Below are 18,678 nucleotides of genomic sequence, written 5' to 3'. Positions count from 1 at the left end.
TTTGCTATTTGGTTACTTTCTCTATGTTACCGTCATCCCATACCATTATGGATATGATCTGCTGATCTTCCATTTCCAATACTCTAAAATGAAAAGAGCCATGAGAGAGTTCAGACCCCTTTGTTACATCAATTAATTGGTTGTATACCCAGCCGGATATAGTATCCACGTCTTCATTCTCAAGTTCAATCTCAAAAAAATCATTAACATCTTGAATGGATGTTTTCCCATCAATAAGGTAAGAACCGTCTTCTTGTTGAACAATTGTTTGCTCTTCTTCATGATCAAATTCGTCCCTGATATCACCGACAATTTCTTCAATAATGTCCTCAGCAGTAATCATACCTGAGGTGCCGCCATATTCATCAGTTAAGACTACTAGGTGTGTTCGTTGCCGTTGCATTCTGACTAACAGGTCGTGAATACGGATATTTTCAAAAACTTTTAATACTGGTCGAACATACGGTTGAAGAGTTTCAGTATTGCTCCAGTCATTGTAAAATAATTCTTTTAAATGAAGAACACCGATGATATGATCTTTATCATCCTGGAAAACAGGATATCTAGTAAAGCGTTCCTTGTTCATGAATTGTAAGGATTCTTCTATCGGATCTTCAATATCTACAACGGCCATGTCTGTGCGGGGGATCATAATCTCCTTTGCAGTTCGGTTGTCAAATTCAAAGATTCGATCAACATATTCAAATTCCGATTGGTTGATTTCACCTTGTTGGTAACTTTCGCTTAATATATGACGAAGTTCTTCCTCGGAATGGACTTCATCCGATTCTTTAGCAGAATGGTACCCTAATAAACGTACTAATAAATTTGCTGACCCATTTAACAGCCAAATTAGTGGGTACATAATTTTACTGTATATAATTAGAGGCCCGGAGAGCATAAGTGTAATATTCTCCGCCCTTTGAATAGCGATTGTCTTGGGAGCTAGTTCTCCGAGGACAACGTGTAAAAAGGTGATAACAAAAAAGGCAATCACAAAAGTTATAGTGTGACTAACTGTTGCCGGCAGGTTTAATCCTTCCAGCAGTGGATGAAGCAGAACCTCTAAGGTCGGTTCTCCTAACCAACCAAGACCAAGGGCAGTTATTGTAATCCCAAGCTGGTTCGCTGATAAGTAATAATCTAAGTTGCCAGTTACTTCTAAAGCGTTTAAAGCTTTTTTATTCCCATCAGCAGCCCGTGCTTCTAGTTTGGTTCGTCTTACTTTAACAATTGCGAATTCGCTTGCAACGAAGAACGCTGTCGCTAAAATCAACAGAGCTACCGTTACAAGCTTGATCGTCTCTTCCATATCAAATCTCCTCATAATTCTATTATTGGAGAAGGATCTCCATTATATATTGTAGTTCAATCTACCTGATAATACTAGTCAAAGGACACGGAGTTCACACTTGGAAATAACGCTCTCTCAATTATGAAGTTGCAATATTAATGAAGGAACTAGATAGAAGATGAAAGGAGGGTAACGAGATGGAGTTAATGATTGTCTCATTGTGATATAATTTTATTATTGTTTCATATATATACATAAAGTTTCGCTATACTGCGTTGGAAGATACATGAAAAGAGACGCCACCTTGGACGTCTCTCTTCTATATTTTATTAAGGGGAGGTACATCCATAAGTTTCGTTAATCCTTTAAAGCTTTAGGGTGTTCCCTAATATTTTTTTGAAGCAAGCAGATTAATCAGTTCTTAATGTTTATGTTTATTTTCGGCTGAAAAAGGTAAAAATAGACGGGTAATAAAAATAGTATGAGGAAGGGTGTCCTATGGAAAAACGAAAAGGGGATATTGTTATGTTCCCAAAATGGAAAACAATGTTAGAGGAGAAGGGTCTTAAAGCGGTTGAAGAAAAAAGCTACCAGGAGGCTGTAGAATTCCTTCTTCCTCTCGTGAATTATCAGGTTGCTTCTCGTGAAGTCACTACGGGCCTGCTCATGAGTTGGATTGAACTCGGTAACTTTAGCCAAGCGGAAGATTTATGCCAGGAGCAGATGAAGGCTGAGGAAGAGAATTATTATCATTACTTACATATTTACATAACAATACTTTTTCAAGATAATCGTTACCAGGAACTTATTGACTTATTGGACGAAGTTTTTGAAACTGAATCTATTCCCCATCAAAGTCGTACACAATTATGGCAAATATACGAAATCAGTAACAAACTGCTTCAGGACACCCATAAGAAAGAAGGGGAGAAGTATGTTCAATCTTTCTTCGCAGCTATCGATAATCAGGATATACATACTCAATGGAAGTCTATCCAACAGCTAACGAAGCAACCCGTTTCAACAGATATAGAAGCGTTTGAAAAACTGTTAACTAAGGATTCTACTCATCCGATCATTAAAACAGCTATCATACAGTGGTTCAGAGATAATAAAGTCGATCATAAGGTACCCATTCGTAAATTTTCAAATGATATGTTAATTATCCCTTCAGAGTTAAATACGCTTGAGTCTGAATATATTATCCAGCAAATTCAACTTAGGCTCGGTGCAGTTGAGCAAAGCAATCCAACGATGTATGAGATCATCAACAGCCTATTGAAGCATTATTGTTATGTGCGCTATCCGTTTTATCCTGATGAAGAAGAAGTGGATCATATCGTTGAAGCCTTAAAGCAGCTTGGCCACGATTATTTACAAATTCCCTACCAGTCCTTGTTTGGCAGGGATGAGAAAGTACAGAAGTATAAAGAGGAAATTGAATTAAGTGAGCAGCATTACGTATTGTTGGTAGGAGAGTAATCTGATGTTTCCCCAATTTTATACAGGAAATATTTCAAATGTTGAAAGCCTATATGTTTGTGTTATAATGTAGGGGTTGCAAATGAGATTCGTGTGTATATAGAATCATAGAATCGCCTAATGGTCGTCTTTGGACGAAAAAAGGAATTTATAGATGTTGGAGGGAATTTTATGTCAGCAAAATGGGAAAAGCAAGAAGGAAATCAGGGGACACTTACAGTTGAAGTACCTGTAGAGGATTTCAACAATGCTCTTGATGAAGCTTTTAAGAAAGTAGTGAAACAGGTCCAGGTTCCTGGGTTCCGTAAAGGGAAAGTACCACGTAAGTTGTTCGAACAACGCTTCGGAGTCGAATCACTTTATCAAGATGCTCTCGATATTGTTCTCCCAAAGGCATACTCAGATGCTGTGGAAGAAACAGGTATTGAGCCAGTTGATCGTCCAGAAGTCGACGTGAAACAAATCGAGAAAAATGAACCCTTAGTTTTCTCTGCGGAAGTTACGGTTAAGCCTGAAGTTAAACTCGGTGACTATAAAGGTCTTGAAGTTGAAGAGCTCAGCACAGAAGTAACGGATGAAGATGTTGAGAACGAACTGAAACAACTTCAGGAAAAACAAGCAGAACTAGTTGTCAAAGAAGAGGGCGAAGTAGAAGACGGAGATACTGTAGTTATGGACTTTGAAGGCTTCGTTGATGGAGAGGCTTTTGAAGGAGGACAAGCTGATAACTATTCACTTGAAGTAGGGTCCGGCTCCTTTATTCCAGGCTTTGAAGAACAGCTTACAGGTAAGAAATCAGGGGAAGAAACAGAAGTTGAAGTTACGTTCCCAGAGGAATATCATGCAGAAGAGTTAGCTGGTAAAGAAGCTACTTTTAAAGTGAAAATCCATGAAATAAAAGGGAAAGAACTTCCTGAACTAGATGATGAGCTAGCAAAAGATGTTGATGAAGAAGTGGAATCATTGGAAGAACTTAAGAAGAAAACGCGTGAGCGTCTTGAGGAGCAAAAGAAAACAGAAGCTGACAATCACAAGCGTGACACTCTTGTTCAAAAAGCCAGTGAAAATGCGGAAGTTGAAATTCCACAAGCTATGGTTGATACAGAACTCGACCGTATGGTTAGTGAATTCGAACAGCGTCTGCAAATGCAAGGCATGACAAAAGACATGTACTTCCAATTTACAGGCCAGGACGAAGATGCACTGCGTGAGCAAATGGCAGAGGATGCAGGTAAACGTGTAAAAACAAACCTTACTCTAGAAGCGATTGCTATGGAAGAGAATGTGGAAGCTTCCGAGGAAGACGTGAAGTCAGAGCTTGAAAACATGGCATCTATGTATCAGACTGATGTAGACCAACTAACTCAAATGCTTGGTGGAAACACTGACATGATTAAAGAAGATCTGAAAGTACGTAAAGCGATTGAGGTTTTAGTTGATAACAGTAAAACAGAATAGTAAGCTAGGAAGACAAGGGGCAGATTGTTCCTTGTCTTCTCATATATTCCTCGTACATAAAGTGATAAAAAATAGTTAAATCATGAATGAAACACCTGTTTTTTTACATATAATAGTAGAGCGGCTAATGTTTGACTTATGGATCATAAATCTACATAATGAGGATGTTGCATCGTGATACGCACACCTCTGAAAAGGTATTGCTTTTTTGTTTTACATGAATCTGGTATGATGAGCAAAAGAAACTGATGCTCGAATGCCTAGGATAATTACCAGGCGCTTATGGCGTCATTTTACTAAGGGGTGAATGAAATGTTTAAATTTAATGAAGAAAAAGGTCAGCTTAAGTGCTCCTTCTGCGGCAAAAGTCAGGAACAAGTTCGTAAGCTCGTAGCTGGACCTGGTGTTTATATATGTGATGAATGTATTGAACTTTGTACAGAAATCGTTGAAGAAGAACTGGGTAATGAAGAGGAAGTGGAATTTAAAGAAGTCCCTAAGCCTCAAGAGATTCGCGGCATTCTTAATGATTATGTGATCGGGCAGGACCAGGCTAAAAAGAACTTGTCTGTAGCCGTCTATAATCATTATAAGAGGATTAACGCCGGGGTTAAGAACGATGACGTTGAACTGGCAAAAAGTAATATTCTTATGCTTGGACCGACGGGAAGCGGAAAGACTTTACTTGCCCAGACGCTTGCACGGATCTTGAATGTACCGTTTGCGATTGCTGACGCCACATCATTAACAGAGGCAGGATATGTTGGGGAAGATGTTGAGAATATTTTACTCAAACTGATCCAGGCTGCTGACTATGATGTTGATAAAGCTGAAAAAGGAATTATTTATATCGACGAAATAGATAAGGTGGCTCGTAAATCTGAAAACCCATCTATTACAAGGGATGTTTCAGGGGAAGGTGTGCAGCAAGCCTTGCTTAAAATTCTCGAGGGTACTCAGGCTAGCGTTCCTCCTCAAGGCGGAAGAAAACATCCTCATCAAGAGTTTATCCAAATCGATACGACAAACGTACTGTTCGTTGTCGGCGGGGCATTTGATGGGATCGAACAAATTATTAAGCGCCGTTTAGGGAAGAAAGTTATCGGGTTTGGTTCAGGACAGGTGGAAGTTGACGATGAGAAAAGTGAACTCCTAACTAAAGTGCTTCCAGAAGACCTATTAAGTTACGGTCTAATTCCCGAATTCATTGGACGGTTACCAGTAATCGGAAGCCTTGAGCAACTCGATGAAGATGCGTTAGTGGAAATTCTAACAAAACCAAAAAATGCTCTCGTCAAACAGTACCAGAAGCTCCTGCAAATTGATCATGTGGAGCTTGAGTTTGAAGAGGAAGCTCTTCGTGAAATAGCGAAGTTAGCAATCGAGCGGAAAACAGGAGCCCGTGGTCTTCGTTCAATTATTGAAGGAATCATGCTGGATGTAATGTATGACTTGCCTTCTCGAGATGATATTGAAAAATGTATTATTACAAAAGATACGGTAACAGCTGAAAAAAGTCATCCTAAATTGATTTTGACAGATGGTTCAGTTGAGGATGAGAATAAGGAAACACCCAAGGAAAGTGCCTAAACTTTAAACCTCATCTCTTCTTAGCTAGAAGCCGCGCTACGTATTGTATGTAGCGCGGCTTCTATGTTAGAGAAGAGGTATTGGTACATACAAGCATGAATTGCAAGCTGTTTGCTCATAATAGGCGTAGGATAAGTTGTTGACAATACGTATGTTTACGGTCTTTTTCCCTAAGGCTAACGTTTTACAATCTAAATAGATTTCTATATGATAAATATACGAATTCGCATTAATCGGAGGTGCAAGCTTTGACAGAAAAAATGAGAACGCAAATCCCCCTCCTACCTTTAAGAGGACTACTGGTGTACCCATCTATGGTATTGCACCTTGATGTAGGCAGAGATAAATCTGTACAAGCTCTAGAACAAGCAATGATGGATGACAATGAAGTGTTTTTAGTTTCCCAAAAGGAAATTAATATTGATGAACCGACGACCGAGGATGTATATGATGTAGGCACTGTTGCCACTGTCAAACAAATGGTCAAACTTCCAAACGGTACAAATCGGGTTTTGGTGGAAGGACTGTATCGAGCTTCCATAGACCATATAACTGAAGGGGAAGAATATTATCAGGCTGACATTATAAAACTGGACGATGTGCATGAAGATGCTAATGAAGAGGAAGCATTGATGAGAACACTACTTAGTCAGTTTGAACAATATGTAAAGGTCTCAAAGAAAGTGAGTCAAGAAACATATAACACTGTTTCTGATATTGATGACCCAAGCCATTTAGCGGATTTAATCTCCTCGCATTTGCCAATAAAGATTAAGGATAAACAAAGTATTTTAGAAATCGAAAATGTGAAAGCTCGTTTAAAGCATCTGATCGAAATCATTGGAAATGAACGAGATGTTCTTCAGATCGAACAGAAAATTGGTCAGCATGTTAAGAAATCCATGGAGAAAACGCAAAAAGAATACTACTTACGGGAACAGATGAAAGCCATCCAAAGTGAGCTAGGCGACAAGGACGGTAAATCGGGAGAGGTAGCCCAGCTTCGTGAAAAGATTCAAGAAGCCCAAATGCCGGAAAGAGTCGAAGCTATTGCCGAAAAGGAATTAGGTAGATACGAAAAGGTTCCGCAAAGTTCTGCAGAGAGCTCAGTCATACGCAATTATATCGAGTGGCTAGTTGCCCTCCCTTGGTCTAATGAGACGGAGGATAATCTTGATGTAACTCATGCAGAGAAGATTCTAGATGAAGACCATTACGGATTGGAGAAAGTTAAGGAACGTGTTTTAGAGTACTTGGCTGTTCAACAGCTTACACAATCCATAAAAGGTCCGATACTTTGTTTAGTTGGACCGCCTGGAGTCGGTAAAACATCCCTGGCTAAATCGATTAGTCGCGCGATTAACCGTCATTTTGTCAGGATATCCTTGGGCGGGGTGCGAGACGAAGCTGAAATCCGCGGCCACAGAAGAACTTATATTGGAGCCATGCCAGGACGAATTATTCAGGGCATGAAACGTGCTGAAACTGTAAATCCAGTGTTCTTGCTAGATGAAATCGATAAAATGGCTAGTGATTTTCGCGGGGACCCGTCCTCTGCTATGCTTGAAGTACTGGATCCAGAACAAAACAGCACCTTCAGTGATCACTTTATTGAGGAGCATTATGATTTATCAAAAGTGATGTTCGTGGCAACCGCAAATACGATGACCTCTATTCCGGGTCCTTTGCTTGACCGTATGGAGGTTATTTCGATTGCCGGTTATACCGAAGTAGAGAAGCTTCACATAGCTAAAGAACATTTACTTCCTAAACAAATAAAAGAGAATGGACTGACAAAGAGTCAAATTCAATTTAAGGAACAGGCCATATTAAAGCTAATCAGGAGATACACGCGTGAGGCGGGTGTACGTAATCTTGAAAGACAATTGGCCAGTGTCTGCCGCAAAGCGGCGAAGATTATTGTGGCCAAAGAGAAGAAACGAGTGATTGTTACGGAGAACCAACTTGAAGAACTTCTAGGCCGCCCTCTATTTCGTTATGGACAAGCTGAACTTGAAGATCAAGTTGGGGCAGCTACTGGCCTAGCTTACACTGCAGCAGGTGGAGATACATTATCGATCGAGGTATCCATCTACCCTGGTAAAGGAAACTTAACACTGACAGGTAAGCTGGGGGATGTTATGAAGGAGTCAGCACAAGCAGCCTTCAGTTATATTCGCTCCAGAGCAGATGACCTTCATATTGACCCAGAGTTTGTGGAAAAGAATGATATTCATGTTCATGTGCCTGAAGGAGCAACTCCAAAAGATGGTCCTTCTGCAGGAATAACGATGGCAACTGCCCTCGTTTCGGCTCTTACAGGTCGTCCTGTTCGAAAAGAAGTAGGGATGACTGGAGAAATAACACTAAGAGGTCGCGTCCTGCCTATAGGTGGACTAAAGCAAAAATCCTTAAGCGCCCATCGTGCAGGGCTTTCAACTATTATTATTCCAGCTGAAAATGAGAAAGATCTGGAAGACATCCCTGAGAGCGTAAGAGAAGGGCTGACGTTCATTCCGGTGAAACATTTAGATGAAGTGCTTGACCAGGCATTGGCGGCTGAAAATCATGAAAGTTAATCAGGCAGAAATTATAATAAGTGCAGCGAGCAAGAAGCAATATCCAAAAGAACCACTCCCAGAAATTGCTTTAGCGGGTCGATCCAATGTGGGGAAATCCTCTTTTATTAATCGAATGATACAGAGAAAGAATCTGGCAAGAACCTCTTCCAAGCCGGGAAAAACACAAACATTAAATTTCTATAGAATTAATGAAAGCTTTCATTTTGTAGATGTACCGGGCTATGGGTATGCCAAAGTATCGAAAAAAGAGCGTGCCAAATGGGGCAAAATGATGGAGGAGTACTTTGCTGAAAGGGAGCAGCTTCGTGCAACTGCTCTAGTGATTGATAGTCGGCACAAGCCGACTGAAGATGATTGCTTGATGTATGATTATTTGAAGCATTTTGAGCTCCCTGTCATGGTTATTGCAACTAAGTTAGATAAAATAAAAAAAGGTCAGCGTAATAAACAGTTGAAATTAATAAATGAAACGCTTGAGATGGAAGATGACGATATTCTGATTCCCTTCTCTTCTGAAACAGGGGAAGGGAAGGAATTGGCTTGGACAACGATGCTTAAGTATTTGAATGGCAAATATTAATCGATAGAAAGGATCACCTTTTGGGTGGTTCTTTTTTTATGGCTGAAATCGGTTATTTAGAGGATTTGGAGGAATTCAGGAGGATTGTACAGGTATCGGGAAAGAACCTATGTATTTTCTCGGAATACAGAGGAATATAATATAATTCAAATTTTGGGAAAAGTCAGAATTTAGTATATACTATAAAGGTGTCGCAATAAAATTGGGGGGAGATTTAGAACTTATGAAAAAATTATTATTTACTATTTTACTTGGAAGTCTAATGATCTTCACACTTTCCGCTTGTGGGAGCAGTGGTGAAGAGGAATCAACTTCAAGTTCAGATGGTTCGAGCGAATCTTCTTCTGGGTATGACCTTGTGGAAGAGGGAAAGTTAACTTTTGCTGCCTCTGGGGAATTCCGTCCATTTAGTATGACAACAGGGGGAGAGATGACAGGTTTTGATATCGATGTCGGAAATGCCGTCGCAAAAGAGTTGGGGTTAGAGCCTGCCCAGGAGAAATCTAAATTTGCTGCTATTGTTGAAGGGGTTAAAACGGGTCGCTATGATATCGCGGTGGCCAGTCATACAATAACAGAAAAACGGGCCAAAGAAGTAAATTTTTCTACGCCATACTATTATTCAGGGGCGCAAATTTTTACTAGACCTGATAGTGACCATGAAACACTTGAAGATTTGGAAGGTCTTGAAATAGCTGTTTCAAAAGGATCAACCTACGTGAAATTTGCTGAACAAGTAACGGAAAACGTAAAGGTATACGATAGTGATGTTGTTGCTTTACAAGCATTAGCTAAAGGCAGACATGATGCCGTGATTACTGACTTCTTAACCGGTAAGGAAGCGATTGGTCAAGATCTTGAGATTGAAGGTAAAAAGATTATTGAACGCAGTGACCAGGCAATCGCTGTCGCAAAAGGAAAAGACAAACTATTAGAGGACATCAACACTGCCTTAGAAACACTGCGAGAAAATGGAACGTTAAAGGAAATTAGCGAAAAGTATTTTAATGATGATATTACAACTGTGCCTGAGTGAACTGCTTAATTATGGGTAAGACCTGAATAAAGAGTACGCTTTGCGTACTCTTTTTCACTTGAAAGGGAGTGGATTTATGGAATACAGTGGATTCTTTGGAGCATTGGTAGAAAGTCGGGGCATATTTATCGAAGCCGCGCTAATGACGTTAAAACTAACAGCAGTCTCTATTTTCTTAGCCGTCTTTATTGGATTGTTTTTTGCCCTATTAAAGATTTCAGCTATTAGACCGCTAATGTGGATAGCGAACATATACATCTACATCGTTCGAGGCACTCCGCTTATTGTGCAAATCTTTGTCTTCTACTATGGACTTACTGAAATTTGGATGATGAGCGGTTTCTGGGCTGTATCTTTAGGGCTGGCGTTTCACAATGGTGCCTATATTGCCGAAATTTTCCGAGGGTCTATTCAGTCGATTGGCAAAGGGCAATCTGAAGCGGGTCGTTCGCTCGGAATGAGTCGTTCCCTAACGATGCGCCGCATTATTTTACCACAAGCATTTAGACGTGCCTTGCCCCCACTTGGAAACCAGTTTATCATTGGTTTGAAGGATTCCTCCTTAGCCGCATTTGTAGGTGTTGCAGAAATTTTCGCTGTCGCTACAACTCAAGGAGCTAATACATTTGATTATATGACATGGCTGCTTGTTAGTGCTGTGTACTATTTAATTCTTGTATTCCTGCTTACGATTTTAGTAAGCTTAGTCGAGAAGAAGTTAGCAGTAAGTGATTAATGAGGAGGTTGAAGTAGTTTGATTAAAACTAAAGAAATGATTCGTGTAGACCAATTAAATAAATACTTTGGTGATTTACATGTTCTTAAGGATATTGATTTTAATGTCGATGAGAGTGAAGTGGTTGTATTAATCGGTGCCAGTGGTTCTGGTAAAAGTACCATGCTACGTTGCCTCAACTTCCTTGAGATGAAAAATAGCGGAGAGGTTATTATAAGGGGAGAAGACATAGATCCTAGAAAAGATAATTTAAATGAAGTCAGGCAGAAAGTAGGCATGGTGTTTCAGCACTTTAATTTGTTTCCCCATAAAACAGTCTTGGAAAATGTTATTGAAGCTCCGATCCAGGTTAAAAAAATTCCAAAAGCTAAAGCAATCGAAGACGGTAAAGAATTGCTTAGCAAAGTAGGGCTTGAAGATAAAGCAAATGACTACCCATCCCGTTTGTCTGGTGGTCAAAAGCAACGAGTTGCAATTGCCCGAGCCCTTGCGATGAAACCAGAAATTATGCTGTTTGATGAGCCGACCTCTGCTCTTGACCCGGAGCTTGTAGGTGAAGTGTTACAAACTATGAAAGATTTAGCACGGGAAGGGATGACTATGGTTGTGGTGACGCATGAAATGGGGTTTGCCCGCGAAGTCGCGGATCGCGTCGTCTACATGCACGATGGAAGAATTGTTGAAGCAGGCCAGCCAAATGAAATTTTCGATTACCCGAAGGAGAAACGAACCCAGGCCTTTTTAAGTTCTATCTTATAAAACGGAATCCCCCTGCTTTTTCTATGTAGGGGGATTTCTGTGATTTGATGGACTTCCTTAAATGTAATGGTGATTATCTCTTTTTATAAATTAAATAACAACCAAATCCGATCAGTACGACAGGCCAGAAGTTCTCAATCCAATTAAACAACAGGTTAATGAAACGAAACCATATTGGGTTGGATGTGGTGAGGAAGGCGAAGATTGCTACCGCTATTAAAATAAGCCCCGGTAACAGACCTGATTTAGTTTTAAAAGATCGAAGCAGAAAAGCAATGCCAATAATAAAGGGATAAACACCCCAGTGATCAATCCAAAATGAATAGTGGACTTTGCCATGAAAATGAACCCCTAAACCTAGAAGCAGGACTCCGGTGAAGATATTAGCAAATTCACGCGAAATGTTACTATGTAGAAGAAAGGCAGCCCCAATGATCATAAGTATAGTCGGCCATGAGTAAAAAGGGTTTAAAAAGGGTATATTAAACTGTCGGATAAGAAAATACAGTCCAAGCCCGATTAGTAAAAAGCCTGCAAACGAGTCAGTTTTTTTCATATGATTCACCTCCAGGGATACATACGTTCTAGAATCTCACTGTAGTACTTAGGTTTGCAAACCGTAATATTCAAGTCCAGTGAGTTGTATTGCTGAACAGAGTATTGATTTCTTGCGATTAACGGTTCGTTCTGGTATATTACAGACGAGTTATTAAATTAGAGTTGTTCTAATCTAAGAACCTTGAGTGAGTAATGGACTTAAATGTATCCTATCATAAGGGATTCAAAATCTGTTCATATTTTCACAAAAAAATATCAGGTTTCATGTTATAATAAGTAATATGTGATAGTTTTGAACGTTATATGGGGGTAGATGAAATGCACATTTTAGCAGTAGGTCTCAACTATAAAACAGCCCCTGTGGAAATTCGAGAGAAACTTACATTTTCAGATGAGCGTTTAGCTGAAGCCATGCAGCAGCTTAATTCGCAAAAAAGCATCCTCGAGAATGTAATCATTTCTACATGCAATCGAACAGAGATTTTTGCTGTCGTTGATCAACTCCACACAGGCCGCTATTATATTAAACAGTTTTTGGCTAACTGGTTTGATATTGATAAGGAAGAGTTTTCTTCGTTTCTTTCCATATATGAAGCGGATGGGGCTATGGAACATTTAATGCGTGTGACGTCTGGGCTTGACTCAATGGTTCTAGGTGAGACGCAAATCCTAGGACAAGTCAAGCAGGTCTTCTTGCAGGCTCAAGAGGCAAATACCACAGGGACTATTTTTAACCAATTATTTAAGCAGGCCGTTACTATGGCAAAGAAAGCGCACAAAGACACGAGCATCGGGGAAAATGCTGTGTCTGTCAGTTATGCAGCCGTAGAATTAGCGCGTAAAATCTTTGGTGATTTAGTTCATAAACACATCGTCATTATGGGAGCAGGGAAAATGGGAGAACTTGCTGCCAAGAACCTTCATGGTTTCGGTGTGAGACAGGTCACAGTTCTTAACCGGACGTTATCGAAGGCTAAAGTAGTGGCCGATCAATTTAACGGACAAGCATCTACTATGGATCATTTAGAATCTGTGTTAATGGATGCGGATATCGTGATCAGTTCAACAGGCTCTACTGAATATGTACTTACACACGAACAGATGGAACCTATCCACCGTTCCAGAAAAGGGAAACCGCTTTTCTTTGTGGATATAGCTGTTCCGAGGGATCTGGACCCACGTTTAGAAGAGCTTGAGAGCGTCTTTCTCTATGATATTGATGATTTACAAGGGATCGTTGACGCGAACTTAGCTGTTCGTAAGCAAGCTGCAGAAAAAATTGAACTAATGATCGAAGCTGAAATTGTAGAATTTAAAGAATGGCTTCAAACGATCGGAGTTATCCCGGTAATTTCTGCGCTTCGTGCTAAAGCATTGGGCATCCAGGCAGAGACAATGAGCAGTATTGAAAGAAAAATGCCTGATTTAACAGAGCGGGAAAAGAAAGTATTGCGAAAGCATACGAAGAGTATTATCAACCAGATGCTCAAAGATCCCATTCTTCAGGCCAAGGAGCTTGCTGCCAAGCCAGACGCTGAAGAATCCCTGCATCTCTTTACTCAAATCTTTGGGATTGAAGAAGAGGTTGAGGAGGAATTGAAGGAACAGGATAAGAAAAATAATAAGTCAGTAAAGGGTTCTGATGATCCTATTTCCTTCCCCACACTTACTCAGACTGTAAAGTTTTAAGGGTGGAGGTTTACTATGTTCGAGTTTAAGTGGGTCTATGAATTAATCCTCTTCCTGTATGGTTGCAGCTTAATTGGATATTTTATTGATTTCATTCAAAATAACCGGAAGGCCAATAGAGCAGCCTTCTGGTTACTTAGTATGGTTTGGGGACTTCAGACCCTTTTTTTATTAAGGCAGATTTTCATAGAAGAAAATTTTCCAGTTATGACAGTTTATGATGGCCTGTACTTTTATGCCTGGATCTTAGTAACATTTTCTTTAATTATTAATCGGTTATTTCGTGTGGATTTCCTTGTATTTTTTACAAATGTAGTAGGATTTTTGGTAATGCTGCTTCACATATCAACGAGGGCACCAAGCGTGCTTGATGATCAGGGAATTGAGCTAGTTCATGAAATGCTTGTAGCTCATATAACGTTGGCCATTATTTCTTACGGGTTTTTTACATTTTCGTTTATTTTTTCTCTCATGTATCTCTTTCAGTACCGGTTACTTAAACAGAAGAAATGGAATACCAAGCTGCTTCGACTTGGAGATTTAACGAAGCTGGACCACTTTTCATATATTTCGGTTATTCTTGGGGTGCCATTGCTTCTTATTGCTGTGATTTTAGGGGTAACATGGGGTTATGTGTCGGAAGATGTGTTTTATTGGTACGATTCCAAAACCCTTGGGTCATTTATTGTTCTACTTGTCTATATCATCTACTTGTTTTTACGGGTAGTCAAAGGGTATCAGGGTCGCGCAATTTCGCTATTTAATACGGCGGCATTTCTGGTTCTCTTAATTAATTTCTTTTTATTCGGTTCGTTATCGAATTTTCATTTCTAAAATTCTTCTAGGAGGATGACTGTGAGAAAAATAGTAATAGGGTCGCGAAAGAGTAATTTGGCAATTACACAAACAGAGTGGGTTATTGATCAGTTGAAAAAGATAAATCCTTCTTACGAATTTGAAATCAAAAGGATTTCCACGAAAGGTGATCGAGTTCTGGACGTTACCTTAAATAAAGTGGGCGGAAAAGGATTGTTTATTAAAGAGATTGAACAAGCTATGTATGATAAAGAAATTGATATGGCTGTTCACAGTATGAAAGATATGCCTGCTGTTGTAGCTGAAGGGTTAACGGTTGCTTCGGTTCCGATCCGTGAAGATCATCGTGATGCATTTGTATCGAATGGACACATAGCATTAATGGACTTGCAAGAAGGAGCTATTGTTGGCACAAGCAGCTTGCGACGCGGCTCTCAGATTAAAGCGGTTCGGCCTGACCTTGAGATTAAGTGGATTCGCGGAAACATTGATACTCGCCTTCAAAAGCTTAATGATGGGGAGTATGATGCCATCGTTCTGGCAGCTGCGGGCCTTAAAAGAATGGGCTGGAGTGATGACCTCGTGACCGAGTATTTACAGCCGGATGTATGTGTCCCAGCAGTAGGCCAGGGGGCACTCGCAATCCAATGTCGTGAAGATGACAAGGAATTACTGGATTTCTTACAACAAATTAATCACAAAACAACTGAAACAACTGTCGCTGCAGAGCGTAAATTCCTCCACGATTTGAATGGCGGCTGTCAAGTTCCTATCGGGGGATATGCCTATCTTAATGGAGAAACGATAACGCTGACAGCCTTGGTAGGTAAACCTGACGGTACAACGATTCTAAACGAAACAGTGTCTGGGACAGATCCTATCGCAGTAGGGACAGAAGCTGCTCAACGCTTGAAAAAGCAAGGAGCTCAAGAAATTGTTAATGACGCTATTGAGGAGTATGACAAGTAATGTTACCACTAGCGGGGAAGAATATTCTGGTGACGAGGGCATCTTCTCAATCCTCATCTATAAAGAAGGAAGTTGAACGATTTGGAGGAAAGGTTCTTCATGCTCCTCTCCTTCAGTTTAAGTTGAATGACTCTTTAGATAACCACAACATTCTTACAAAACTTCACGACTTCAGCTGGGTTTTTTTGACAAGCTCTAATGGCGTGAAGTTTTTTTTCGAGTTGATTCGTCTTTATCAGATAAAAATACCTGAGAATTGTAAGTGGGCCGTGGTTGGTGATAAAACTGCCCACATGCTTGAAACATGTGGCATAACACCGGATTTTATACCGTCAGACTATCAAGCATCATCTATGGTCGAGCAATTTTTCGAACAGGTAGAGCAACCCGGGAAGATTTTATTTGTACGGGGCAATCGATCTCGGGAAATCTTGCCTCGCGCCTTCAAACAACAGGGAGTATTTTTCAAAACCGCTACTGTATATGATACGCTATTAGTAAATGAGAATAACTTGCTGGCTAACCAGCTAGATGGGCTTGATGCTTTGACTTTCACTAGTCCATCTACAGTAGAAGCATTTATGCAGCTGACAAAGGATCATAAAGAGCCTGCTCTGCATATCCCTTGCTTTTGCATCGGGCCGACAACTGGGGAGGCCGCAAAATCTTCTGGTTTCCTGACGGTTTATGTTCCAGAAACATACACAATTAAATCTATGGTCTGTAATATGGCAGACCATTTTGGTAAGAAAGGATAGTTCCCAATGAATCCATTACAGTTTAAGCGGCATCGCAGGCTGAGAAAGACAGAATCAATGCGTTCCCTTGTTAGAGAGACATATCTTCATAAAGAAGATTTAATTTACCCGATCTTTGTAGTAGAAGGAAGCGGAGTTAAAAATGCCGTTGCATCTATGCCTGGGGTACATCAAGTGTCTCTGGATTATTTAGCAGAGGAAATGACGGAGCTGGAACACCTGGGTGTGCGTTCAGTGATCGTCTTTGGGGTGCCTAACGAGAAGGATGCGGTTGGTACGCAAGCTTATCATAATGAAGGAATCGTACAACAAGCGATTCGTTATATTAAAAAAGAACATACTTCGTTAACCGTTATTGCTGACACTTGTTTGTGTCAATATACGGATCATGGTCACTGTGGTGTGATTAGAAATGGAGATATCGCCAATGATGAATCATTAGAATTGATTACGAAGACCGCTGTAACCCAGGCTGAAGCAGGAGCCGATGTAATCGCACCATCTAATATGATGGATGGTTTTGTTGCTGCAATCCGTAAGGGGTTAGATGAAGCAGGCTACAGCCAAATTCCTGTTATGTCCTATGCTGTTAAATATGCTTCAGCCTTCTACGGTCCATTCCGTGATGCAGCTCATAGTTCTCCGCAATTTGGCGACCGCCGCGCCTATCAAATGGATCCGGCGAATCGTTTGGAAGCCCTTCGTGAAGCGGAATCTGATATTGAGGAGGGTGCGGACTTTTTGATTGTAAAGCCAGCCTTATCCTACCTTGATATTATGAGAGAATTGAAAGATCGTTATCATTTACCATTGGTGGCTTACAACGTAAGTGGAGAGTATTCGATGATTAAAGCGGCAGCCCAAAATGGCTGGGTTAACGAACAAGAAATCGTACTTGAGAAACTGACTTCCATGAAGCGGGCAGGCGCCGATTTAATAGTCACTTATTTTGCAAAAGATGTCGCACGCTATTTAGAGAAGTAATTTTGTTAAAGGGAAAGGGTGTTCAGGATGAACTTTGATCGATCTACAGATGCGTATAACGAGGCAGTAGACTTAATGCCGGGAGGGGTGAACTCTCCTGTCCGTGCTTTTAAATCAGTTAATATGAACCCGATTTTCATGGAGCGGGGAAAAGGCTCGAAAATTTACGACATCGATGGGCAAGAGTATGTGGACTATGTATTGAGCTGGGGCCCATTAATACTTGGTCATGCTGATGAAAGAGTTGTGGAGTCGCTTAAGAAAACGACCGAGCTCGGGACAAGCTTTGGTACACCGACATTAATTGAAAATAAGTTAGCGCAGCTTGTTATTGATCGAGTGCCATCGATCGAAATGCTGCGAATGGTGAACTCAGGAACAGAGGCTACTATGAGTGCACTAAGAGTAGCAAGAGGGTATACAGGGCGTAACAAAATACTTAAGTTCGAAGGAAATTACCATGGGCACGGTGATTCTTTGTTGATTAAGGCAGGCTCTGGTGTAGCTACACTAGGACTTCCGGATTCCCCAGGTGTACCGGAATCAATTGCTAAAAATACGATTACCGTTCCTTATAACGATCTGGAAAGTGTGCGTTATGTATTTGAAGAATACGGTGATGACCTGGCAGCTGTTATTGTGGAGCCCGTGTCTGGAAATATGGGCGTTGTACCGCCTAATGAAGAGTTTTTAACAGGCTTGCGGTCGATTACACAAGAGCACGAAACCGTACTTATTTTTGACGAGGTCATGACAGGCTTTCGTGTGGGTTATAATAGTGCCCAGGGGCATTTTGGTGTAACCCCTGATATGACCTGTCTAGGTAAAGTGATTGGCGGAGGACTTCCTGTAGGTGCCTACGGCGGGAAGCGTGAAATCATGGAAAGTGTAGCACCGGTTGGAGACATTTATCAGGCGGGAACGCTTTCGGGAAACCCATTAGCCATGATGGCTGGTTACGAGACCTTAAAGGCAATGGACGAAGAAGCATACGAACAAATTAGTAAAAAAGTAGATCGTCTCATTGAAGGGTTCACTGCAGCAGCAGCAGAACATCAGATTCCTTTAACAGTAAACCGTGCAGGTTCCATGGTTGGGTTCTTCTTTACAAATCAGCCAGTCACCAATTTTGAAACCGCAAATCAATCAGATTTGGAGATGTTCTCCAGATATTATCGTGGCATGATTGAAGAAGGAATCTTCCTGCCGCCATCACAGTTCGAAGGGACTTTCTTGTCGGTTGCTCATACGGATGAAGATATTGAATATACAATTAAAGCGGCTGAGAAGGTATTTGCTTCACTATAGAGGTGATAAAGAGGGACATTATCATAATAGATGATGTTCCTTTTTTGTGCGGTCAGGGGGCGTCAACTCTCTAAATAAT

At 40.7% G+C, this 18,678-nt stretch carries 16 protein-coding genes; 14 read left to right on the top strand and 2 right to left on the bottom strand.

Annotated elements, in window-relative coordinates; all coding sequences use genetic code 11:
* Positions 1-4: 4 nt before the first annotated feature.
* The gene (locus P9989_RS13550; protein ID WP_283075424.1) at positions 5-1,312 is read right to left on the bottom strand and encodes a hemolysin family protein; all 1,308 of its coding nucleotides are present in this window, start codon (positions 1,310-1,312) and stop codon (positions 5-7) included.
* 480 nt (positions 1,313-1,792) lie between these two features.
* Between P9989_RS13550 and P9989_RS13545 the strand changes: the two genes are divergently transcribed.
* The 8 genes from P9989_RS13545 (at position 1,793) to P9989_RS13510 (ending at position 11,517) form a co-directional block, all read left to right on the top strand.
* Positions 1,793-2,776: a hypothetical protein gene (locus P9989_RS13545; protein WP_283075423.1), complete on the top strand. Its 984-nt coding sequence runs from the start codon at positions 1,793-1,795 to the stop codon at positions 2,774-2,776.
* Positions 2,777-2,947: 171 nt separating this feature from the next.
* Positions 2,948-4,234, top strand: a complete 1,287-nt coding sequence (gene tig, locus P9989_RS13540; RefSeq protein ID WP_283075422.1) for a trigger factor — start codon at positions 2,948-2,950, stop codon at positions 4,232-4,234.
* A 312-nt stretch (positions 4,235-4,546) separates the two neighbouring features.
* A complete protein-coding gene (gene clpX / locus P9989_RS13535; RefSeq protein ID WP_283075421.1) occupies positions 4,547-5,824 on the top strand; it encodes an ATP-dependent protease ATP-binding subunit ClpX in 1,278 nt (425 codons plus the stop codon).
* A gap of 260 nt (positions 5,825-6,084) precedes the next feature.
* On the top strand, positions 6,085-8,403 hold the full coding sequence (gene lon / locus P9989_RS13530) for an endopeptidase La (protein ID WP_283078917.1): 2,319 nt from the start codon (positions 6,085-6,087) through the stop codon (positions 8,401-8,403).
* Positions 8,393-8,986: a ribosome biogenesis GTP-binding protein YihA/YsxC gene (yihA, locus tag P9989_RS13525; protein WP_283075420.1), complete on the top strand. Its 594-nt coding sequence runs from the start codon at positions 8,393-8,395 to the stop codon at positions 8,984-8,986. The genes lon and yihA overlap by 11 nt, the downstream gene beginning before the upstream one ends.
* Before the next feature lie 223 nt (positions 8,987-9,209).
* A complete protein-coding gene (locus P9989_RS13520) occupies positions 9,210-10,022 on the top strand; it encodes a transporter substrate-binding domain-containing protein (RefSeq protein WP_283075419.1) in 813 nt (270 codons plus the stop codon).
* Positions 10,023-10,098: 76 nt separating this feature from the next.
* Positions 10,099-10,758, top strand: coding sequence for an amino acid ABC transporter permease (locus P9989_RS13515; protein WP_283075418.1), 660 nt, complete (start codon positions 10,099-10,101; stop codon positions 10,756-10,758).
* A 36-nt stretch (positions 10,759-10,794) separates the two neighbouring features.
* Entirely contained in the window at positions 10,795-11,517 is a 723-nt protein-coding gene (locus P9989_RS13510; protein WP_390307318.1) for an amino acid ABC transporter ATP-binding protein, read from the top strand.
* 73 nt (positions 11,518-11,590) lie between these two features.
* Here P9989_RS13510 and P9989_RS13505 read toward each other — a convergent pair whose 3' ends face one another.
* Positions 11,591-12,073: a LiaI-LiaF-like domain-containing protein gene (locus P9989_RS13505; RefSeq protein WP_283075416.1), complete on the bottom strand. Its 483-nt coding sequence runs from the start codon at positions 12,071-12,073 to the stop codon at positions 11,591-11,593.
* Between the two features lie 320 nt (positions 12,074-12,393).
* Between P9989_RS13505 and hemA the strand changes: the two genes are divergently transcribed.
* From hemA to hemL, 6 genes are read left to right on the top strand one after another with little or no spacing between them, the layout of a single operon-like run.
* Positions 12,394-13,764, top strand: coding sequence for a glutamyl-tRNA reductase (hemA, locus tag P9989_RS13500; protein WP_283075415.1), 1,371 nt, complete (start codon positions 12,394-12,396; stop codon positions 13,762-13,764).
* Positions 13,765-13,779: 15 nt separating this feature from the next.
* Positions 13,780-14,598: a cytochrome c biogenesis protein gene (locus tag P9989_RS13495; RefSeq protein ID WP_283075414.1), complete on the top strand. Its 819-nt coding sequence runs from the start codon at positions 13,780-13,782 to the stop codon at positions 14,596-14,598.
* 21 nt (positions 14,599-14,619) lie between these two features.
* Entirely contained in the window at positions 14,620-15,549 is a 930-nt protein-coding gene (hemC, locus tag P9989_RS13490; protein WP_283075413.1) for a hydroxymethylbilane synthase, read from the top strand.
* Positions 15,549-16,307 carry a uroporphyrinogen-III synthase gene (locus tag P9989_RS13485; RefSeq protein ID WP_283075412.1) on the top strand — a complete coding sequence of 253 codons (759 nt, stop codon included), beginning with the start codon at positions 15,549-15,551 and terminating at the stop codon, positions 16,305-16,307. The genes hemC and P9989_RS13485 overlap by 1 nt, the downstream gene beginning before the upstream one ends.
* 6 nt (positions 16,308-16,313) lie before the next feature.
* The gene (gene hemB / locus P9989_RS13480) at positions 16,314-17,291 is read left to right on the top strand and encodes a porphobilinogen synthase (RefSeq protein ID WP_283075411.1); all 978 of its coding nucleotides are present in this window, start codon (positions 16,314-16,316) and stop codon (positions 17,289-17,291) included.
* 27 nt (positions 17,292-17,318) lie between these two features.
* Positions 17,319-18,599: a glutamate-1-semialdehyde 2,1-aminomutase gene (hemL, locus tag P9989_RS13475; protein ID WP_283075410.1), complete on the top strand. Its 1,281-nt coding sequence runs from the start codon at positions 17,319-17,321 to the stop codon at positions 18,597-18,599.
* The last annotated feature ends 79 nt before the right edge of the window (positions 18,600-18,678 follow it).

Origin of the sequence: Halobacillus naozhouensis, from assembly GCF_029714185.1 — a bacterium.
Taxonomy (GTDB): domain Bacteria; phylum Bacillota; class Bacilli; order Bacillales; family Halobacillaceae; genus Halobacillus_A; species Halobacillus_A naozhouensis.
Note: the sequence above shows the minus strand (reverse complement) of the source record. Positions and strands in the feature narration are given on the sequence as shown.